Consider the following 16,074-nt stretch of genomic DNA (forward strand, 5'->3'; position numbering starts at 1 on the left):
CCGCTGATCCATCCCGCGGTGGTTGGCCGTGGGATCCGACGAGGTCGCTGGTGAGGCGGCCCCGGAGTCACGTGTGCGCGTCGAGCTGTGCGCGGGCGCGGCTATCCGGCGTGACCACCTCCGGGGCGGAGGGGTCGGCGGGCCGTGGCCCCACGAACGGGCGCATCGAAGGTGCGCGCATGGTTCGTCCTCGTGCCATTCCTGATCCCCTCGGGTGAGGCCCGGCGACGTCGTCGAGCTGGAGGATGAGCGGCTGGTGAGACCGCGTTCCTGTGCAATCTACAAGGGGTGTCGGGGGTGCTGGCGATACCCCCTGTTCGGGAGGGACGCGGGCTGGACACCCTCAACAGTTTGATCATTGACAGTTAGATATCGAATGGTTAGTGTTTTGAGCATGACGAAGCAGGACCCCAGGACGTCGCAGCAGCCCCAGCGCGCAGCAGGCGCCCCGGATGGACTCCCCCTCCAGCAGATGCGCTGGATCGGGGTGGGCGCAGCGGAAGGCCGCCGAGGAGTGGGTGCGGGAACGCGACCTCACCCAGGAGCAGTCCTTCGTGCTCGGGTACCTGGCAGCGCACGCCCGGGGCGATCCAGCGGGACATCGCCGACATCACCCGGACGAGTGCGGCCAGCGTCTCGAGCCTCCTGCAGGGCTCGAGCGCCGCGGGCTCGTCGAACGCCGCGCCGACGCCGGGAACGCCCGGACGAAGCGCGTGTACGCCACCGACGAGGGCATCGCCCTCATCGCCGGGTTCGAGGACGCCATGGTCGCCCTCGACGACGTCCTGCTCGCGCCGCTGAGCGAGGACGAACGGGCCACGCTGCAGGCCCTCCCTGCAGAAGGTCACGGCCGACCCGCCGGAGCCGACCCGCTAGCACCCGACCCCGGCACCCCCGCCCGCGCCGACCCGCTCGGCGCACCCCGCGCCTCCCGGTCCACCGCCGGAGGCCCCACCGACGCGCCCGCTCCCGAGGCGCCCCGTCGCGCCCGCAGCCGCGGACCGCGATCCCACGCGACCGCGCCCGCGGCCCGCGCGCCTCCGTCGTGCCCGGAAGGGCGGGCGGAGCCCTGCCCTGAAGGAGGCAGTCATGAGCACCACGTCACCGTCCACCACCGAGCCGACGCCCGGATCCACGCCCGGGACCGCCGCGGCGAAGAACCGCTGGTACCTCTCCGCCGCCCCCATCGGCAGTGCCCTCCTGCACCTGTGCGTGCCGATGGCCGCCGCGATGGTCGTCAGCGCCGTCTACAACGTCATCAACGCGGGGTTCATCGGCGCGCAGCACGACACCTCGCTGCTCGCCGCCATCACGTTCGGCACCCCGCTCCTCGGCCTCATCATGGCGGTCGGCGGTGTGTTCGGCGTCGGTGGCAGCGCGCTCATGTCCTGGATGCTCGGTGCCTCCGAGCACGACCCGGCGAAGGCGCAGGACATCAAGCGCGTCGCCTCCTTCGCGCTCTGGGGCGCCGTCGTCACCGGTGCCGTCCTCGCCGTGATCGGCCTGGTCTTCCTGCAGCCGCTCGTCGCCGTGCTCGGCGCCGATGCCGCCGCGGTGCCGGCCACGAGCGCCTACGTCGCCGTGATGCTCGCGTTCGTGCCGGTGCTGGCAGCCTCGTTCGCGCTCGAGCAGATCGTCCGCTCCGAGGGGGCCGCGCGCCAGGCGATGGTCGGCCTCATCCTGTCGACCATCGGCAACCTGGTGTTCGACGTGCTGTTCATCCTCGTCCTGCACTGGGGCGTCGCCGGTGCGGCCCTCGCCATCGGGCTCGGGAACCTCGTCGCGATCGGGTACTGGATCGTGTGGCTGCAGCGGCACAGCGAGAACGTGCGCTTCGCGCCGAAGTGGTTCACGCTGCGCCGCGACGTCCTGGCGGGCGTGTTCGGCATCGGCTCGAGCGAGCTGCTGCAGTCCGCGTTCCTCATCGTCACGACCCTCGTGCTCAACAACCTCGCCGCTGCCTACGGGGACGACCCGCTCGCCGCGATGGGCGTCGCCGTCCGGATCGCCCAGGTGCCGGAGTTCCTCGTGATGGGCGTCACGATCGGCGTGCTGCCGCTCCTCGCCTACGCGTTCGGCAAGGGCGACGCCGCACGACTGCGAGCCGCCCTCCGCGGGGCGGCGTTCACCGTCGGCACGATCGTCCTGGTGTTCTCGGGCGCGGTGTTCGTCTTCCGCGAGCAGGTCTTCACGGTCTTCTCCGGCGACCACTCGGTGCTCGCCGTCGGTCTGACGATCCTCACCGCGCAGCTCGTCGCGACCATCGTCAACGGGTTCACCGGACTGCTCACCTCGCTCTTCCAGGCGACCGGCATGGTGCTGCCCGCGATGGTGCTCTCGATGGCGCAGGGCGTGCTCTTCGTCCCGATCGTCATCGTCGGCAACGTCTGGTTCGGGCTCGCCGGGATCATCTGGGCGCTGACGGTCACCGAGGTGCTCGTCTTCGCGGCGGCCCTGGTCCTGTGGCTCGCGTCCCGAGGTCGGATCGCTCGCGGTCCTCGCTGCGGGCTCGCCCGAGCGGGCGGACGCGTCGCTGGAAGCGGCGGCCGCCTGGACGCACTGGACCTGCGCCCGGACGGACTGGAGGCGCGGTGCCGGCTGGCACCGCGCCTCCAGGCCGTCGGTGGGTGCGCTGGTGCGCGACGGGTTGGGTGGTCCTACGAGAGGACGAGTTCCAGCAGCGAGCCGGCGACGGGTGCGACCGGGGAGCGGGTGGAACTGGCGAAGAGATCTGTAGCGGACGAGCTCGGAACGGTGGTGGCGGTCACGGCGACCTGCCCTTCGTCGGAGTGATGCGCACTCCGGATTCGACCAGACCGTCTCGCTGCGCCAGACCTCGCAGACCGCGAGGAGCATCAAGACCACGAGACCTGAGATTCGGCCTGGTCCCCTCACCGTAACGGCGTCGCCGGTTCCGGACGAGAAGTCTCCGCAAACCGCATCGAGGGGCGACCCCCGAACTGGGGAGACCGATCTGTCTGTCCACACTTCTGCGGACCGCCTAGAGTGATGGTCGTCAGCGAGTCACACCCGACCGGCGCTCCCCACGCCGGGACCCGCGACGAGCATCGACGCTCCGGCCCTCGAGCACTTCCTGCAGCTCGGGCCGGAGCGCGATGGCACCGCCGCTGCGGCTTTCGACCGGCCCGGCCCTGCGGGCGACGTCCCCGGTACGGTGGGCGGGCACACCCGCACCCCGAGGAGCCAGATGCCCCTGTTCGGCAACACCCCCAGCACACCGTCCGCCCCCGCTGCACCGACCGAGGTGTCGAAGAAGTGGTCGGACTCCTTCGGCGGCATCGCCACCCTTGCGCCTGCAGCTCATCATCGTGCTCGTCATCGCGATCGGCATCGTCTACGCGGCGGCGACGCTCAGCGTCGTGACCATCCCGGTGCTCCTCGCGCTCATCATCGCGTCGGCCATGCACCCCGTCGTCTCGTGGCTCCGTCGACACCGTGTCCCCTCGGTGCTGGCGACGCTCGCGGTCCTCATCGGCGTGCTCGTCGTGCTCGGCCTGGTGGGCTGGCTCATCGTCGTCGCCGTCGTCTCGCAGTGGCCCGAGCTGCAGGAAGTCGGCACTGCACGGCTTCGACCAGCTGCAGGACTTCGCGTCGACGCTCCCCTTCTCGATCGACCAGTCGCAGATCGACGAAGCCGTCAAGGGCATCCAGGACTTCGTCACCAGCTCGCAGTTCGGCTCGGGAGCCCTGGCGGGGGCTTCGGCCACGGCGAACTTCCTGACCGGGCTCGTGCTGATGATCGTCGTCCTGTTCTTCTTCCTGAAGGACGGCCCGCGCATCTGGGAGTTCCTGCTCCGCCCCTTCACGGGCGAGCGCTACCTGCGGGCCCGCCGTGTCGGTGACCGCGTCGTGCAGACCCTCGGCGGCTACGTGCGCGGCACCGCGACGGTCGCAGCCGTCGACGCCATCGGCATCGGCGTGGGCATCGCCATCGTCGGCGTCCCGCTCGCGCTGCCCCTCGCCGTCGTCGTGTTCATCACGGCGTTCATCCCGATCGTCGGTGCGACCGCGGCTGGCATCCTGGCGGCGCTCGTCGCCCTGGTCGCGCTCGGCCCGCGTGCAGGCGCTGATCGTGGTCGGCATCGTCGTGCTCGTCAACCAGCTCGAGGGCAACCTGCTCCAGCCGGTCCTGATGGGCAAGACGCTGAAGCTGCACGGGCTCGTCATCCTGATCGGCCTGACCGCCGGCACCGTGCTCGCCGGCATCACCGGGGCGATCATCTCCGTGCCGCTGCTCGCCGCCGCCTGGGGGTGCGATCCAGGTGTGGGACGGGCCGGACACGCCCGCTCGTGCGTGGCGGCAGAAGCGCGTGGAGACCGCCGAGGCGCGCTGAGGCGGCGCGACAGGACGCTCGGCGGGGGCGCGGTGCCGGTGGCGCCGCGCCTCCCGTCTGTCTGCGGGCGGTCGGTCGCGGTCGGCGGCGGGCGGCGGCGGGCGGTCGCGGTCGGTCGCGGTCGGTCGCGGTCGGTCGCGGTCGGTCGCGGTCGGTCGCGGTCGGTCGCGGGCGGTCGCGGTCGGTCGCGGGCGGTCGCGCTGACCCTGACCGATGCATCGGCATGGTTCGACAACATGCCGGTCGATCGACAAGTGGGACGTCGCACGATGCACACGCACCCAATGCGTGGGCATGGTTCGACAACGTGCGAGTCGATCGACGCGTGTCTCGTCGCACGATGCACACGCAACGACAGCCAGCGCTGCTCCGGGCGGCCAGCGAGGACATCGACACCGGCGCAGCACGACGAAGGGGGCCTCCGCGCGACGCGGAGACCCCCTTCTTGCACGCAGTGCTCAGTCGGTACCGGAGTCGAAGGCCGCACCCTCGAGAGGCGGCGTCCGTCGCGCGACCGAGCGCGTCGTCGGCATCCGTGGTGGACGACGGCGCCGCCGAGGATCTCTTCGGACTCGCCGGCTTCGAGCCGACCGACCAGGTCACCGGTCGCGCCGCCGATGAGCCCGGCGGCGGCGTACTGCTCGAGCCGCGCACGGGAGTCCGCGATGTCGAGGTTCCGCATCGTGAGCTGGCCGATCCGGTCGTCCGGGCCGAAGGCCGCGTCGCCGACGCGCTCCATCGACAACTTGTCCGGGTGGTACGACAGCGCCGGTCCCGTGGTGTCGAGGATCGTGTAGTCGTCGCCGCGGCGCAGGCGGAGCGTGACCTCGCCCGTGACCGCCGAGGCGACCCAGCGCTGCAGGGACTCGCGGAGCATGAGGGACTGCGGGTCGAGCCAGCGCCCCTCGTACATCAGGCGACCGAGGCGGCGCCCCTCGTTGTGGTACGACGCGACCGTGTCCTCGTTGTGGATCGCGTTGAGGAGGCGCTCGTACGCGATGTGCAGCAGCGCCATGCCCGGGGCCTCGTAGATGCCGCGGCTCTTCGCCTCGATGATGCGGTTCTCGATCTGGTCGGACGCACCCAGGCCGTGGCGGACCACCGATGGCGTTCGCCTCGTACACGAGGGCGACCGCGTCGGTGTACTCGACGCCGTTGATCGCGACCGGACGACCGGCCTCGAAGCGGACCGTCACGACCTCGGTCGCGACCTCGACGTCGTCACGCCAGGCGGCGACGCCCATGATCGGCTCGACGATGTCCAGGCCGCTCGAGAGCTCTTCGAGGCTCTTCGCCTCGTGCGTGGCACCCCAGATGTTCGCGTCGGTCGAGTACGCCTTCTCGGTGGAGTCGCGGTACGGGAAGCCGCGGGCGACGAGCCACTCGCTCATCTCCTTGCGGCCGCCGAGCTCCTCGACGAACTCGGAGTCGAGCCACGGCTTGTAGACGCGCAGTCGCGGGTTCGCCATCAGGCCGTAGCGGTAGAACCGCTCGATGTCGTTGCCCTTGTAGGTGGAGCCGTCGCCCCAGATGTCGACGCCGTCCTCCTTCATGGCGCGGACGAGCATCGTGCCCGTCACCGCGCGGCCGAGGGGCGTCGTGTTGAAGTAGGTCTTGCCACCGGAGCGGATGTGGAACGCGCCGGTCTGCAGGGCGACCAGGCCCTCTTCCACCAGGGCGCTCTTCGCGTCGACCAGGCGGGCGATCTCGGCGCCGTACTCGTGGGCGCGGCTCGGGACGGCGTCGATGTCCGGCTCGTCGTACTGGCCGATGTCGGCCGTGTACGTGCAGGGGATCGCTCCCTTCTCGCGCATCCAGGCAACGGCGCAGGAGGTGTCGAGACCCCCTGAGAACGCGATGCCGACTCGTTCGCCGACGGGGAGACTGCTCAGGACCTTGGACACGGGGTCAATCGTACGGGGAGTCCAGCCGGTACAACGACGTGCGAAGTGCCCCAAGAACGCGCTGCAGGGACTCGAACCCCTACGACGCGTGAAGTGCCCCTGGAGGGACTCGAACCCCCAACCGTTTCCTTAGGACGGAACTGCTCTTCCATTGAGCTACAGAGGCTGGCCCGACCACTCTACCGGCGGAACGGCTCCAGGAAGGCGCGGAGCTCGTCGACGAAGACCTCCGGCTGCTCGAACGCCGCGAAGTGTCCGCCACGCTCGAGTTCGTGGTGGTACACCAGGTTGGTCGTGCGCTCGAGCCACTCCTTGGGCGCCCGCACGAGGTCTCCCGGGAAGATCGAGAACCCCGACGGCACCTCCACCCGACGTGCCATCTGCTCCGCGGGGACCGCCGCGTTCGCGTGGTACATCCGCATCGACGACCCGATCGTCTCGGTCGCCCAGTACTCGGTCAGGAGCGCCAGCACCTCGTCTCGCGTGTACACGGACCAGAGGTCGCCGTCGCAGTCGCTCCACGACCGGAGCTTCTCGACGATCCACGCCGCCAGCCCCGCCGGGGAGTCGTTCAGCGCGACCGCCACCGTCTGCGGCTTCGTGCGGTGCAGCATCGCGTAGGCACCCTCGTCGGTCCGCCACCGGTCGGTCTCGGCGACGAAGGCCTGCTCGGCCTCGGACAGTGTGGACGCGTCCAGCCCCGGCCACGCGAGTCCGCCGTCGATCCGGTGCACGGCCACGACCCGGTCGGGGTGGTCGAGCGCGAGGTACCGGACGACGTGCGTGCCGATGTCGCCGCCGGACACCGCGAACCGGTCGTACCCGAGCCCGGTCATCAGGGTCGCCCACATCCCGGCGACCCGTCGTGCGTCGATCGGCTGCGGCGGCGCTTCGGAGAACCCGTACCCGGGCATGTCCGGCACGATGACGTCGAACCCGGCGTCGACGAGCATCGGCAGCACCTTCCGGAGGCGCCACCCCGAGTCCGGCCAGCCGTGCGCGAGCAGGAGCGGCAGCGCATCCGGACCACCCGCGTGGGCGTGCAGGACGTGGACGGAGATGCCGTCGACGACCACCCGGTGCGAGGGGAGCGCCGCGAGTTCGGCGCGGTGTGCGTCGAAGTCGAAGCCGTCCGCCCAGTACTCGACGAGGGGCCGGAGCTCGTCGACGTCCACGCCGAGCGACCACCCGAGTCCGGACGGGGCGTCGGGCCACCGGGTGGCGCGAAGGCGCGCGCGGAGGTCGGCGATCGTCGCGTCGTCGATGAACGGAGTGTCTGCCATGGCCCGACGCTACGACCCACCCCCGACGATCGCACGCCCCGGTCCGATCACTGTGAGGATGAGGCCATGGGGACGACGGGGGACTCGGCGTGAGCGGCTGGCAGCCGGGCGCTCCCGTGTGGGCTGCTCCCCCGGCGGCGCGGCCCCGCCCTGCCCGTCCCCGGCTGGCCCGTCTGGGTCGTCTTCGGTGTGCTGCTCCTGCCGAGTGCCCTCGGCCTCTGGTTCCTCGGGGCCGCGAAGGACTCGGCACCGCAGCACATCGCCGAGCTGCGTCCCCTGGTCGGACACTCCGTCGTAGTCCAGGGTGTGCTCACGGACGTCGACACCACGTCGGGGATGCCGAAGGAGACGCCGCACTACGCGCTGAGGATCCCGGACGACGTCGACGACCCGGCCGCCGGCAGCACGATCACGGCCGTCGGTGACGAGACCTGGGGCTTCCCGCCGTCGAGCGACCACCCCCGCAGACTGTCGTTCCTCGTGGTCCTCGACGACCCGCCGCACGCGGTCGACCACGGCCCCGTCGGGTCGGTCCACGCGCCGACCGCGAAGACCCTCGCCGCCGCCGAGCAGGGCGCCGGTCGACTGACGGCGCTCTGGGTCACCGCCGTCGTCGTGTTCTGGGGCTGCACGCTCGGTCTCCCGGCCCTGGCGATCACGCTGACCGTGCGGCGACGGCGGGCGCGGGCCCAGGCCCAAGCACAGGCCCAGGCACACCCTGGGCCGTAGCTGCAGGCACGCACGAAACCCCGTGTGTCTTCAGCGTGCTGATAGCTTCAGCACCATGACGCGACCCCGTGGGACCGTACCGCTCATCGTCGGCCTCGGGGGCGCTGCTGCCGGTGCACTGCTCGGGCGCTGGGGTGGCTCGCTGATGCTCTCCGGCGGCCGCGAGGCCACGGTCGAGGACGGCCTGCCGCCGTACTCGCTCGTGGTGGTGGTCATCGCCGCGATCGTCGGCATCGGCGTGCCGCTGGTCGCGATCGCGTGGTACTTCCGTCCAGAAGATCTCGCTCGCGGACACGCCGCACCGGCGCCAGGCGCTGTGGATCGGGCTCGCCTGGGGAACCATCGCGATGCTGCTGGCTGGCGCCCTGAACGGCCCGGCCACGATGCTGCCGGGCGGCGCGATCTGGCCAGGCCTCGTCGAGGAGTTTCACCGAAGCTCCTGCTCCCGATCGTCCTGCTGCTGTCCTCTCGCACGTACCGTTCGCCCCGGCTCGGCGCCTGGCTCGTGCTCGTCGCCGCGGCCTGGCTGGGGTTCCTCGAGGGGGTCAGCTACATCATCACCTCGTTGGACCCGATCCTCGACAGTGGCCCGGCGCCGTCCGACGCGCCGTTCGTCATGATGATGATGGACATGATGATCGTCCGCATCATCGCCGAGGTCTCGCACCCCGTGATCACAGTGGGGGCCGCGGTGATCATCTGGCTCGCCGCGAAGCACCTGCCGGCGGGGCGGGCGATCGGCTTCAGGGTGTCATCGCGTACCTCGGCGCAGCCGCGATCCACGGCCTCAACGACGCGGTCCTCGACGGCCCCGTCCGCGACTGGAGCGTGCCGGTGAGCATCGCACTCGAAGCCGTGTACGTCGTCGCGGTGTTCGTGTTCTGGTTCCGACCGCAGTTGCGACGACTGCTAGCGGGACCGCGACGACGTGCGCTGAGACGACGACCGACACACCGGGACGACCGGCACACCACGATGACCGACACGCGGGGGAACGACATGACGGATCAGACGCGCGAAGGAACGCTTGGCGGCGGTTCTGGCAACGGGGCGGGTGGTGGCGCGCGGTCCTCCTCGCAGCCCTGTACCTGGCCGTGTACTTGGGTCTCGGCCAGCTCCTCGGCCTCGTCATCCGGCCGTACATCGACCTGGACGACCCCTTCGGCGACCCCAAGAGCGTGCTCCTCCGGGTCGATCCTGCCGATCGGCCTGATGGGGCTGCTGCTCCTGGCGTTCGCGGCGACGCTCGGCTGGGTGCCGCGCCTGTTCCACCGGCGCACGACCCGCGCACCGCGGTGGATGTGGATCGCCGTCGTAGATCACGGTAGTCCCGCCGCTCCTCAAGCTCGCCGGCACCGACTGGTCACGCCTCACGCCGACGCTGGTGCTCTCGATCCTGTTCTTCGGCCTCTGCGTCGGGTTCGCCGAGGGACTTCCTCACCCCGCACGGCTTCGCCGTTGCGCGAACTGCTGGAACGCCACGGGTACAGCGAGCGGGCCGTCTTCGTCCTGTCGTCCCTCGTCTTCGGACTGATCCGCCTGCAGAACCTGCTCGGCGGCGGCAAGCCACGCTCCTCGTCTTCGCGACCGTCGGCTACGCGATGGGCTTCGGCGCGATGATGTTCCTCGCGCTCCGGGTCAGCCGGTGGCTGATCGTGCCGATGCTCCTGCACGCGCTTCACCGACCCGACGACCCTGATGGCGGTCGGCGGCCTCAACGACGCGCGCGCGGTGGTCACGGAGTGGCTCACACGCCCTCGTCACGTTCGCGTCGCTCTTCAACTTCGTCTACATCGTGTTCGGGATCGTCGCGGTCTTCCTGCTGCCGGGCCGCCGGGCGCGCGCCCTGGATCCGGACCAGCTGACGGCCCTGGAGGCGCGTGGCGGCCCCGCCCCGCGCCTCCAGGCCGTCGACCGGTCCCCGCAGCCGCTACGCGGCCACCAGGTACTCGTCCCACTCGGACTGCGGGCGCTCGTGCACTGCTACCCACGAGGACCCGTGCGGAGCCTTCGGGCGGAAGCGGAGCCGCTTACCCCCATCTCCTGCGGGGTGCGATCGCCGCTTCGTATTGTTGCAGGCGGGCAGCGGCGCGACGGCGAGGTTCTCCCACGAATCCTCACCACCGCGCGAACGCGGCTGGACGTGGTCGATCGTGGTCTCGTGCCGGTCGCAGTACGCGCACCGGTTGGCGTCCCGGCGCAGGACCCCGCGCCGGGAGACCAGCACGAGCCGGGAGTGCTGCGAGTCCGCACGTACCGGGTCAGGATGATCACGGACGGACGGTCGTAGGAGGACGTCGAGCCCGTGACCGGGTGCTCGAGGTCCGCGGCGACGATGGCGGCCTTCTGGTTCATGACGAGCACGAGGGCCCGACGGAACGAGATCACCCGCGAGGGGCTCGTAACCGGCGTTGAGGACGAGAGTGCGCATGGGTTCCCTTCCGACGTGCCTGGACGGCTTCCGGGCGGTGCGGGTCTGCGTCGGGCCGAGGCGCCGCTCGGGTGACCGTCACTCGCGTACACGACCCCGGAACCACGAAGAGCACCACCCGGATGGAGCCAGTGCTCTCGTCATGCAGGAGAGTGTGCTCGTGCACGCAGGCGGTGGTCGGCCATATGTCGACGTACGCGCGCCGACCCATGGTGCAGGTCGTGCGGAACGATGACATGAGGTCTCCCTGTGCGGACCGGATCGGACCGGTGCAGCAGCGGGGTGCGTCGAAACCGGCCCGGCACGAGGGTGTGCGGGCTGGTTCCGGCGATGCATCACGGGATCGAAGCCCGCCCCGGTCGGCTCCAGATGCCGAAGCGGACGATGTGGTAGTCGGCGGGGTCCAGATCGGGCGGATCGAGACCGAACCGTTGGGCTTCGGGGCGTCCATGATCATGCCGTTGCCCATGTAGAAGCCGTCGTGCGCCTCGTTGTTGAAGATGACGACGTCACCCGGCTGGCCTCGGACTCGGGGATCGTGGTGCCGGCCTGGTCCTGCCATAGCGGCACCGAGTGCGCCAGGTTGATGCCGTACTGGGCGTACACGAACATGACGTAGCCCGAGCAGTCGAAGCCGGACAGGTCGGCGCCACGGGCGACGTAGTGCGTGCCGATGTACTGCTTGGCGGTGGCGGTCACGGCGGGCAGCGAGGGCAGGGTCTTCGCGGCGCTGGCCGACGCCACGTAGTCGGAGGCGCTCGGGCCGGTGTAGGCGGCGTACTGCGACGCGGTCTGGGCACGTGCGGCCTGCGTGGCTGCGGCCTGGGACGCGGCCTGCTTCGCGGCGGCGTCGGCGGCCTTCTTCGCTGCCTCGGCATCGAGCGTGGACTGCGCGGTGGCGCCGTAGCCGTCGCGGTTGGTGCCGGCGAGGGCGACCGCGTCGGACACGGAGGAGTTCTGGGCCTCGGTGGTGCGGATCGCACGCTGGGCGTTCGCGGCGTCGGTGCTGCTCGACTGCTGCGTGGCAGCGGAGGCCGGGGCGACCGCGACGGTGCCGAACATGCCGGCGGCGACGGTCAGGGCGACCGGCGCCAGGAAGCAGGCGACTTGCGGGCCGACGAGCTCGCCTTGGTGTCGGCGGCGGTCCGAGCGGCCTGCGCGGCACGACGACCGCCGGGGAGCGGCGCGTCACGGACGGGCGTCACGCGAGCAGCGCTCCGGGTGCGGGAGCACGTCGGTCTCGCTCTGCCGGTTGGCGCGGCGGCGCGAGCGGGGCATCGGTGGCGTTCGCGGTGTTCGTCGGGTTCACGGGCGTCTGGGCGTCCGCGGCGGAGCCGGTCTGCGTCAAAGGGGTGTCTCCGGCGTCTCGTCATCACGTCCGCGTGGGTGACCGCGGACCGCGCAACCCCATCCGTTCGTCATCGTTTCCGATCGAGACAGGAGACGGGTTCGAGACGTCCTGTCACGGGTCCTGGGCCTCGTGGGTGGCCGGCGGACTCGTCGAGTGTACGTGCTGACCGTTACCTTGTCGAGATGAAAACGCCGCTTTGTAACGGAACGGTAAGAAGCCCTGATCAGGGCGGGGAAAATGCCGTTCCCCCAGTTGCAGGGGCATCGCCGGCCGCAGTCGCTGCGGACGCGCTCGATGTAGACGTGCTGCGCGACCTCGCTCGGCAGCTCGATCCCCGAGTCCTCGCCGTCGACCCGGACGGCCACGTATGACGCCCGCACGCTGCACGCTCGCCAGCCGACCCGGCATGACGCCGGCCGATCGCAGCTGGTGGAGGAGCTCCGGCTCGAACTGGACGGGTTCGCCCAGGCGCCGGATGACACCGGTCGCGACGGCGTCGGTGCCCTCGGTCGCGGCGACGATGTTCTGCACGCCGTCGAGGAAGCCGGCAGCCGCGGGGCCGCCGATCTCGGCGAGGCCGGGGATCGGGTTGCCGTGCGGCGACTCGGTCGGGTTGCCGAGCATCTCGGAGAGCAGGCGGACCTCGACCTGTTCGCTCATGACGTGCTCCCAGCGGCAGGCCTCGTCGTGGACGAACGCCCAGTCGAGTCCGATGACGTCGGAGAGCAGCCGCTCCGCCAGGCGGTGCTTGCGCATCACGTGGGTCAGCGCGGGAGCGCCCTCTTCCGTGAGCTCGAGGTGCCGGTCGCCGGACACGACGACGAGGCCGTCGCGCTCCATGCGGGCGATGGTCATGCGAGACCGTGGGACCCGAGTGGCCGAGGCGCTCCGAGATGCGAGCGCGCAACGGAACGATCGCCTCCTCCTCGAGGTCGAGGATGGTGCGGAGGTACATCTCCGTTGTGTCGACGAGATCGGTCACGGTCCGCCTCTCTCATGTCTGGGCCCGGCGCGCCCCACCCTACTTGTTCGGGGCGTCGAGGACTGACCAACACTTGCGTGGTGCAAGAAACTCCCGTCCGGCGTGGGTCGGCGGCGGCCTGGAGGCGCGGTTTCGAGGTCCGCCCCGTCCGGCCGGTGCACGGTCACGAGCGCTGGGATACCGCTCGTTAGGATCGGTGCATGGCAGACATCGTTGTCCCCGCCGACCTCCTCCCGACCGACGGCCGATTCGGCTGCGGCCCGTCCAAGATCCGTGGCGCGCAGCTCGAGTCCCTCGTGACCCGCGGGGCGACGATCCTCGGCACCTCCCTGCCGCCGAAGCCCGTCAAGGACCTGGTCGGCAGCGTCCGCGCCGGCCTCGCCGACCTGTTCGACCTGCCCGAGGGCTACGAGGTCATCCTCGGCAACGGCGGGTCGACCGCCTTCTGGGACGCCGCCGCGTTCGGACTCATCGAGCGTCGCGCCGAGAACCTGTCCTTCGGCGAGTTCGGCTCCAAGTTCGCCAAGGCCGCCGCCGCCCCGTGGCTCGAAGGCCCGCACGTGCTCGAGGCCCCGGGGGGCTCGCTCGCGTCGCTCGAACCGGTGGAGGGCGTCGACGTCTACGCCTACCCGCGCAACGAGACCTCCACCGGCGTCATGGCTCCGGTCGTCCGCGCCGCGGGTGACGACGGCGCGCTCACCGTGGTCGACGCCACGAGCGCTGCCGGTGGTGCGGCGTTCGACGTGAGCGCCACGGACGTCTACTACTTCGCGCCGCAGAAGAACTTCGCCTCGGACGGCGGGCTCTGGCTTCGCCCTGTTCTCCCCCGCCGCCCTCGAGCGCGTCGAGCGCATCGCGGCGAGCGGCCAGTACATCCCGGAGTTCCTGTCGCTCAAGAACGCCGTCGACAACTCGCGCCTGAACCAGACGCTGAACACCCCGGCGCTCGCGACCCTGATCCTGCTCGACGACCAGGTGCAGTGGATCAACCAGTCCGGCGGCATCGGGTGGGCCGACACCCGCACGAAGACCTCGTCGTCGACGCTGTATGACTGGGCGGAATCGGTCGACTACGCGACGCCGTTCGTCGGCGTGCCGGAGCACCGGTCGCAGTTCGTCGCCACGATCGACCTCGACGACTCGATCGACGCGAAGGCCGTCGCGCGACCCTGCGCCAGAACGGCATCGTCGACACCGAGCCCTACCGGAAGCTCGGCCGGAACCAACTCCGCGTTGCGACCTTCACCGCGATCGACCCGGACGACGTCGCGAAGCTCGCGCGTGCGATCGACTACACGGTGAACGCGCTGCGCTGACCCGGCGTCGCGCCCGGTCGTCGGCCGGCCGGTCGCTCGCCCGGTCGCTCGCGCGATCGCAAGACGCGAAAGCGGGGCCGGTTCCTCGCAGCGGTACTCCGCTGCCAGGAACCGCCCCAGATTGCGTTTTGGGAAGGCGCCGGCGTCGGGACCGGTGCTGGTCCGGGTCGGTCTCGCTCGGGTCGAGCTGGTCGACCTCGAGGTGCACCTCGTCGGGGTCGACTGGACGGACACGGCGGGGCACGGCGGCGAGCGCCGCGGGACGGCTGCGGGGCCTCGTCCTCGTCGTCGTCGGCGTCCGAGTCGTCTTCGGCGTCGGTGTCGACGTCGAGTTCGTCGACGTCCACGCCGTCGATGTCGTCGTCGTCCGACTCGTCGAGGTCGTCCTCGTCGGTGTCGAAGTGTCGTCGTCCGACTCGTCGTCGTCTTCGTCGTCTTCGTCGTCGTCGTCGTCGTCGGACTCGTCGTCGTCCGGACTCGTCGTCGGCGTCCTCGTCGGACTCGTCGTCGCCGTCGAACTCGTCGCCGTCCTCGTCCTCGTCCTCGTCGCCGTCCTCGTCCGACTCGTCGTCGTCGTGCGCGTGCTCCGAGTCCTGCCCCGCCCGGTACTCCGCGCGTCGATCCGACCACGGCACCCACTCCGGCGCGACGAGCGAGCCGTCGCCCGGCATGAGCTCGACCTCGAGCACGCTCGGCTCGTCACCCTCGACCTGGGCGATCGAGACGGTCCAGCGCCAGCCCGAGGTACCCGGACATGCGGTTGGCGAACAGGACGGAGACGACGCCCGTCGCCCTCGTCGACCGTGCCCGCGGACGCCCCGACCGTCGATTCCGGGGTCACCTCGAGCAGGGCCTTCCGCGCGAGCGCGGTGAGGTCGGGACCGGGGACCGGTGCGGTGGGCTCCGTGGTGGAGGAGGGATCGATGTCGGTCATCACGCGTCCAACTGGTCAGCGACGTGCCGCAGGATCGCGGCGATACGGGTGCCGTTCTTCAGGGTACCGGCCGTGCCGGAAGTCCCCGCTGATGCGGTCGAGTTCCTTCACGAGGTCCTCGACGATCACGGCCATGTCGTCCGCCGAGCGGCGGGACATCTTCGCGAGGGACGGCTGCGGGTCCAGGGGCCGCACGGACAGCGCCTGCGACCCCTTCTTCCCTGGACCACGCCGTACTCGAGGCGTGATCCGGCCTTCACCGACGTGACGCCGTCGAGCAGCGAGGGCGCGTGCAGGAAGACGGGTTCACCGTCGTCGCCGGTGATGAACCCGAACCCCTTCTGGTCGTCGTAGAACTTGACCTTGCCGGTGGGCATTCGTCGGTCTCCTCGTGGTCGTGGTTCGGCCGTGGTGCGTCGGATATCCTGGGTCGATGGCCAAGCCGACCCGATCGACCGGGAACACGCAGGACTCCGCGGATTCCCCGGTGACGTTCAATCGTACCGAACGCGCACTCGCGTTCATGGTCGGCGGGATCTTCATCGCCGCGTTCCTCTGCATGGCAGCCATGATCGTGATGTGGTTGACCGCCCCGAGCGTCCAGGGTTCGATGCCGTGGCCGGTCATCATGGCGATCCCGCTCATCGGCTTCCCGATCGGCATGGTGCTCGTCTTCACGTTGCTCGCGATCACCTGGACGCGCAGGGCACGAGCTGAACCGGACGGCGCGCTGAGGCCCGCGCCGGACGATCGCGGCGGACGGTGACGACCACCGCAGACCTCGCCGCC

General features: G+C 70.6%; 11 protein-coding genes, 1 tRNA gene and 6 pseudogenes. 8 read left to right on the forward strand and 10 right to left on the reverse strand.

The genetic code is table 11. The annotated features are described in order from the left end of the window. Positions 1-380: 380 nt before the first annotated feature. Entirely contained in the window at positions 381-848 is a 468-nt protein-coding gene (locus ACZ8AI_RS19525; RefSeq protein WP_464859528.1) for a hypothetical protein, read from the reverse strand. 241 nt (positions 849-1,089) lie between these two features. Between ACZ8AI_RS19525 and ACZ8AI_RS19530 the strand changes: the two genes are divergently transcribed. Continuing rightward, positions 1,090-2,793 carry an MATE family efflux transporter gene (locus ACZ8AI_RS19530; protein WP_464859529.1) on the forward strand — a complete coding sequence of 568 codons (1,704 nt, stop codon included), beginning with the start codon at positions 1,090-1,092 and terminating at the stop codon, positions 2,791-2,793. A 415-nt stretch (positions 2,794-3,208) separates the two neighbouring features. Then, positions 3,209-4,355, forward strand: a pseudogene (locus ACZ8AI_RS19535) (AI-2E family transporter). A gap of 458 nt (positions 4,356-4,813) precedes the next feature. Here the strand turns inward: ACZ8AI_RS19535 and argG are convergent. The 3 genes and pseudogenes from argG to ACZ8AI_RS19550 form a co-directional block, all read right to left on the reverse strand. Next, positions 4,814-6,259: pseudogene (gene argG, locus ACZ8AI_RS19540) on the reverse strand (argininosuccinate synthase). 94 nt (positions 6,260-6,353) lie between these two features. Continuing rightward, positions 6,354-6,425: transfer RNA gene (locus tag ACZ8AI_RS19545), tRNA-Arg, on the reverse strand. 13 nt (positions 6,426-6,438) lie between these two features. After that, positions 6,439-7,542: an epoxide hydrolase family protein gene (locus tag ACZ8AI_RS19550; protein ID WP_464859530.1), complete on the reverse strand. Its 1,104-nt coding sequence runs from the start codon at positions 7,540-7,542 to the stop codon at positions 6,439-6,441. Positions 7,543-7,731: 189 nt separating this feature from the next. On the opposite strand from ACZ8AI_RS19550, the gene ACZ8AI_RS19555 reads away from it, so the two are divergent. From ACZ8AI_RS19555 to ACZ8AI_RS19570, 4 genes are all read left to right on the forward strand, one after another. Further along, positions 7,732-8,271: a hypothetical protein gene (locus ACZ8AI_RS19555; protein WP_464859531.1), complete on the forward strand. Its 540-nt coding sequence runs from the start codon at positions 7,732-7,734 to the stop codon at positions 8,269-8,271. A gap of 55 nt (positions 8,272-8,326) precedes the next feature. Beyond that, the gene (locus tag ACZ8AI_RS19560) at positions 8,327-9,109 is read left to right on the forward strand and encodes a hypothetical protein (protein ID WP_464859532.1); all 783 of its coding nucleotides are present in this window, start codon (positions 8,327-8,329) and stop codon (positions 9,107-9,109) included. Positions 9,110-9,483: 374 nt separating this feature from the next. After that, positions 9,484-9,891: a hypothetical protein gene (locus ACZ8AI_RS19565; protein WP_464859533.1), complete on the forward strand. Its 408-nt coding sequence runs from the start codon at positions 9,484-9,486 to the stop codon at positions 9,889-9,891. Next, positions 9,873-10,136, forward strand: coding sequence for a hypothetical protein (locus ACZ8AI_RS19570; protein WP_464859534.1), 264 nt, complete (start codon positions 9,873-9,875; stop codon positions 10,134-10,136). Before ACZ8AI_RS19565 ends, ACZ8AI_RS19570 begins: the two co-directional genes overlap by 19 nt. 65 nt (positions 10,137-10,201) lie before the next feature. On the opposite strand, the pseudogene ACZ8AI_RS19575 reads toward ACZ8AI_RS19570, so the two are convergent. The 4 genes and pseudogenes from ACZ8AI_RS19575 to ACZ8AI_RS19590 all read right to left on the reverse strand — a co-directional run. Next, positions 10,202-10,702 (reverse strand): annotated as a pseudogene (locus ACZ8AI_RS19575) (HNH endonuclease). A gap of 453 nt (positions 10,703-11,155) precedes the next feature. Next, positions 11,156-11,764: an NlpC/P60 family protein gene (locus ACZ8AI_RS19580; RefSeq protein WP_464859535.1), complete on the reverse strand. Its 609-nt coding sequence runs from the start codon at positions 11,762-11,764 to the stop codon at positions 11,156-11,158. A gap of 139 nt (positions 11,765-11,903) precedes the next feature. After that, complete coding sequence (locus tag ACZ8AI_RS19585) at positions 11,904-12,050, reverse strand: hypothetical protein (RefSeq protein WP_464859536.1); 147 nt, start codon at positions 12,048-12,050, stop codon at positions 11,904-11,906. A gap of 296 nt (positions 12,051-12,346) precedes the next feature. Continuing rightward, a pseudogene (locus ACZ8AI_RS19590) lies at positions 12,347-13,035 on the reverse strand (metal-dependent transcriptional regulator); the annotation flags it as partial. 200 nt (positions 13,036-13,235) lie between these two features. Here ACZ8AI_RS19590 and serC point away from each other — a divergent pair. Then, a pseudogene (gene serC, locus ACZ8AI_RS19595) lies at positions 13,236-14,351 on the forward strand (phosphoserine transaminase). On the opposite strand, the gene ACZ8AI_RS19600 reads toward serC, so the two are convergent. Together ACZ8AI_RS19600 and ACZ8AI_RS19605 are read right to left on the reverse strand one after the other, a co-directional pair. Continuing rightward, the gene (locus ACZ8AI_RS19600) at positions 14,327-15,304 is read right to left on the reverse strand and encodes a DUF3027 domain-containing protein (protein WP_464859565.1); all 978 of its coding nucleotides are present in this window, start codon (positions 15,302-15,304) and stop codon (positions 14,327-14,329) included. The pseudogene serC and the gene ACZ8AI_RS19600 overlap by 25 nt on opposite strands. Next, a pseudogene (locus ACZ8AI_RS19605) lies at positions 15,285-15,662 on the reverse strand (cold-shock protein). Before ACZ8AI_RS19605 ends, ACZ8AI_RS19600 begins: the two are co-directional and overlap by 20 nt. Before the next feature lie 56 nt (positions 15,663-15,718). Between ACZ8AI_RS19605 and ACZ8AI_RS19610 the strand changes: the two are divergent. Continuing rightward, positions 15,719-16,051, forward strand: coding sequence for a hypothetical protein (locus ACZ8AI_RS19610; protein ID WP_464859537.1), 333 nt, complete (start codon positions 15,719-15,721; stop codon positions 16,049-16,051). Positions 16,052-16,074: the final 23 nt, after the last annotated feature.

Source organism: Curtobacterium sp. AC273, from assembly GCF_979253735.1.

What these genes read in the sequence shown, in the direction of transcription:
- ACZ8AI_RS19610 (WP_464859537.1), top strand. Translation starts at nt 15,719, where the DNA reads ATGGCCAAGCCGACCCGATCGACCGGGAACACGCAGGACTCCGCGGAT.
- ACZ8AI_RS19565 (WP_464859533.1), top strand. Translation starts at nt 9,484, where the DNA reads ATGGGGCTGCTGCTCCTGGCGTTCGCGGCGACGCTCGGCTGGGTGCCG.
- ACZ8AI_RS19580 (WP_464859535.1), bottom strand. Translation starts at nt 11,764, where the DNA reads ATGTTCGGCACCGTCGCGGTCGCCCCGGCCTCCGCTGCCACGCAGCAG.
- ACZ8AI_RS19560 (WP_464859532.1), top strand. Translation starts at nt 8,327, where the DNA reads ATGACGCGACCCCGTGGGACCGTACCGCTCATCGTCGGCCTCGGGGGC.
- ACZ8AI_RS19570 (WP_464859534.1), top strand. Translation starts at nt 9,873, where the DNA reads ATGGGCTTCGGCGCGATGATGTTCCTCGCGCTCCGGGTCAGCCGGTGG.
- ACZ8AI_RS19530 (WP_464859529.1), top strand. Translation starts at nt 1,090, where the DNA reads ATGAGCACCACGTCACCGTCCACCACCGAGCCGACGCCCGGATCCACG.
- ACZ8AI_RS19550 (WP_464859530.1), bottom strand. Translation starts at nt 7,542, where the DNA reads ATGGCAGACACTCCGTTCATCGACGACGCGACGATCGCCGACCTCCGC.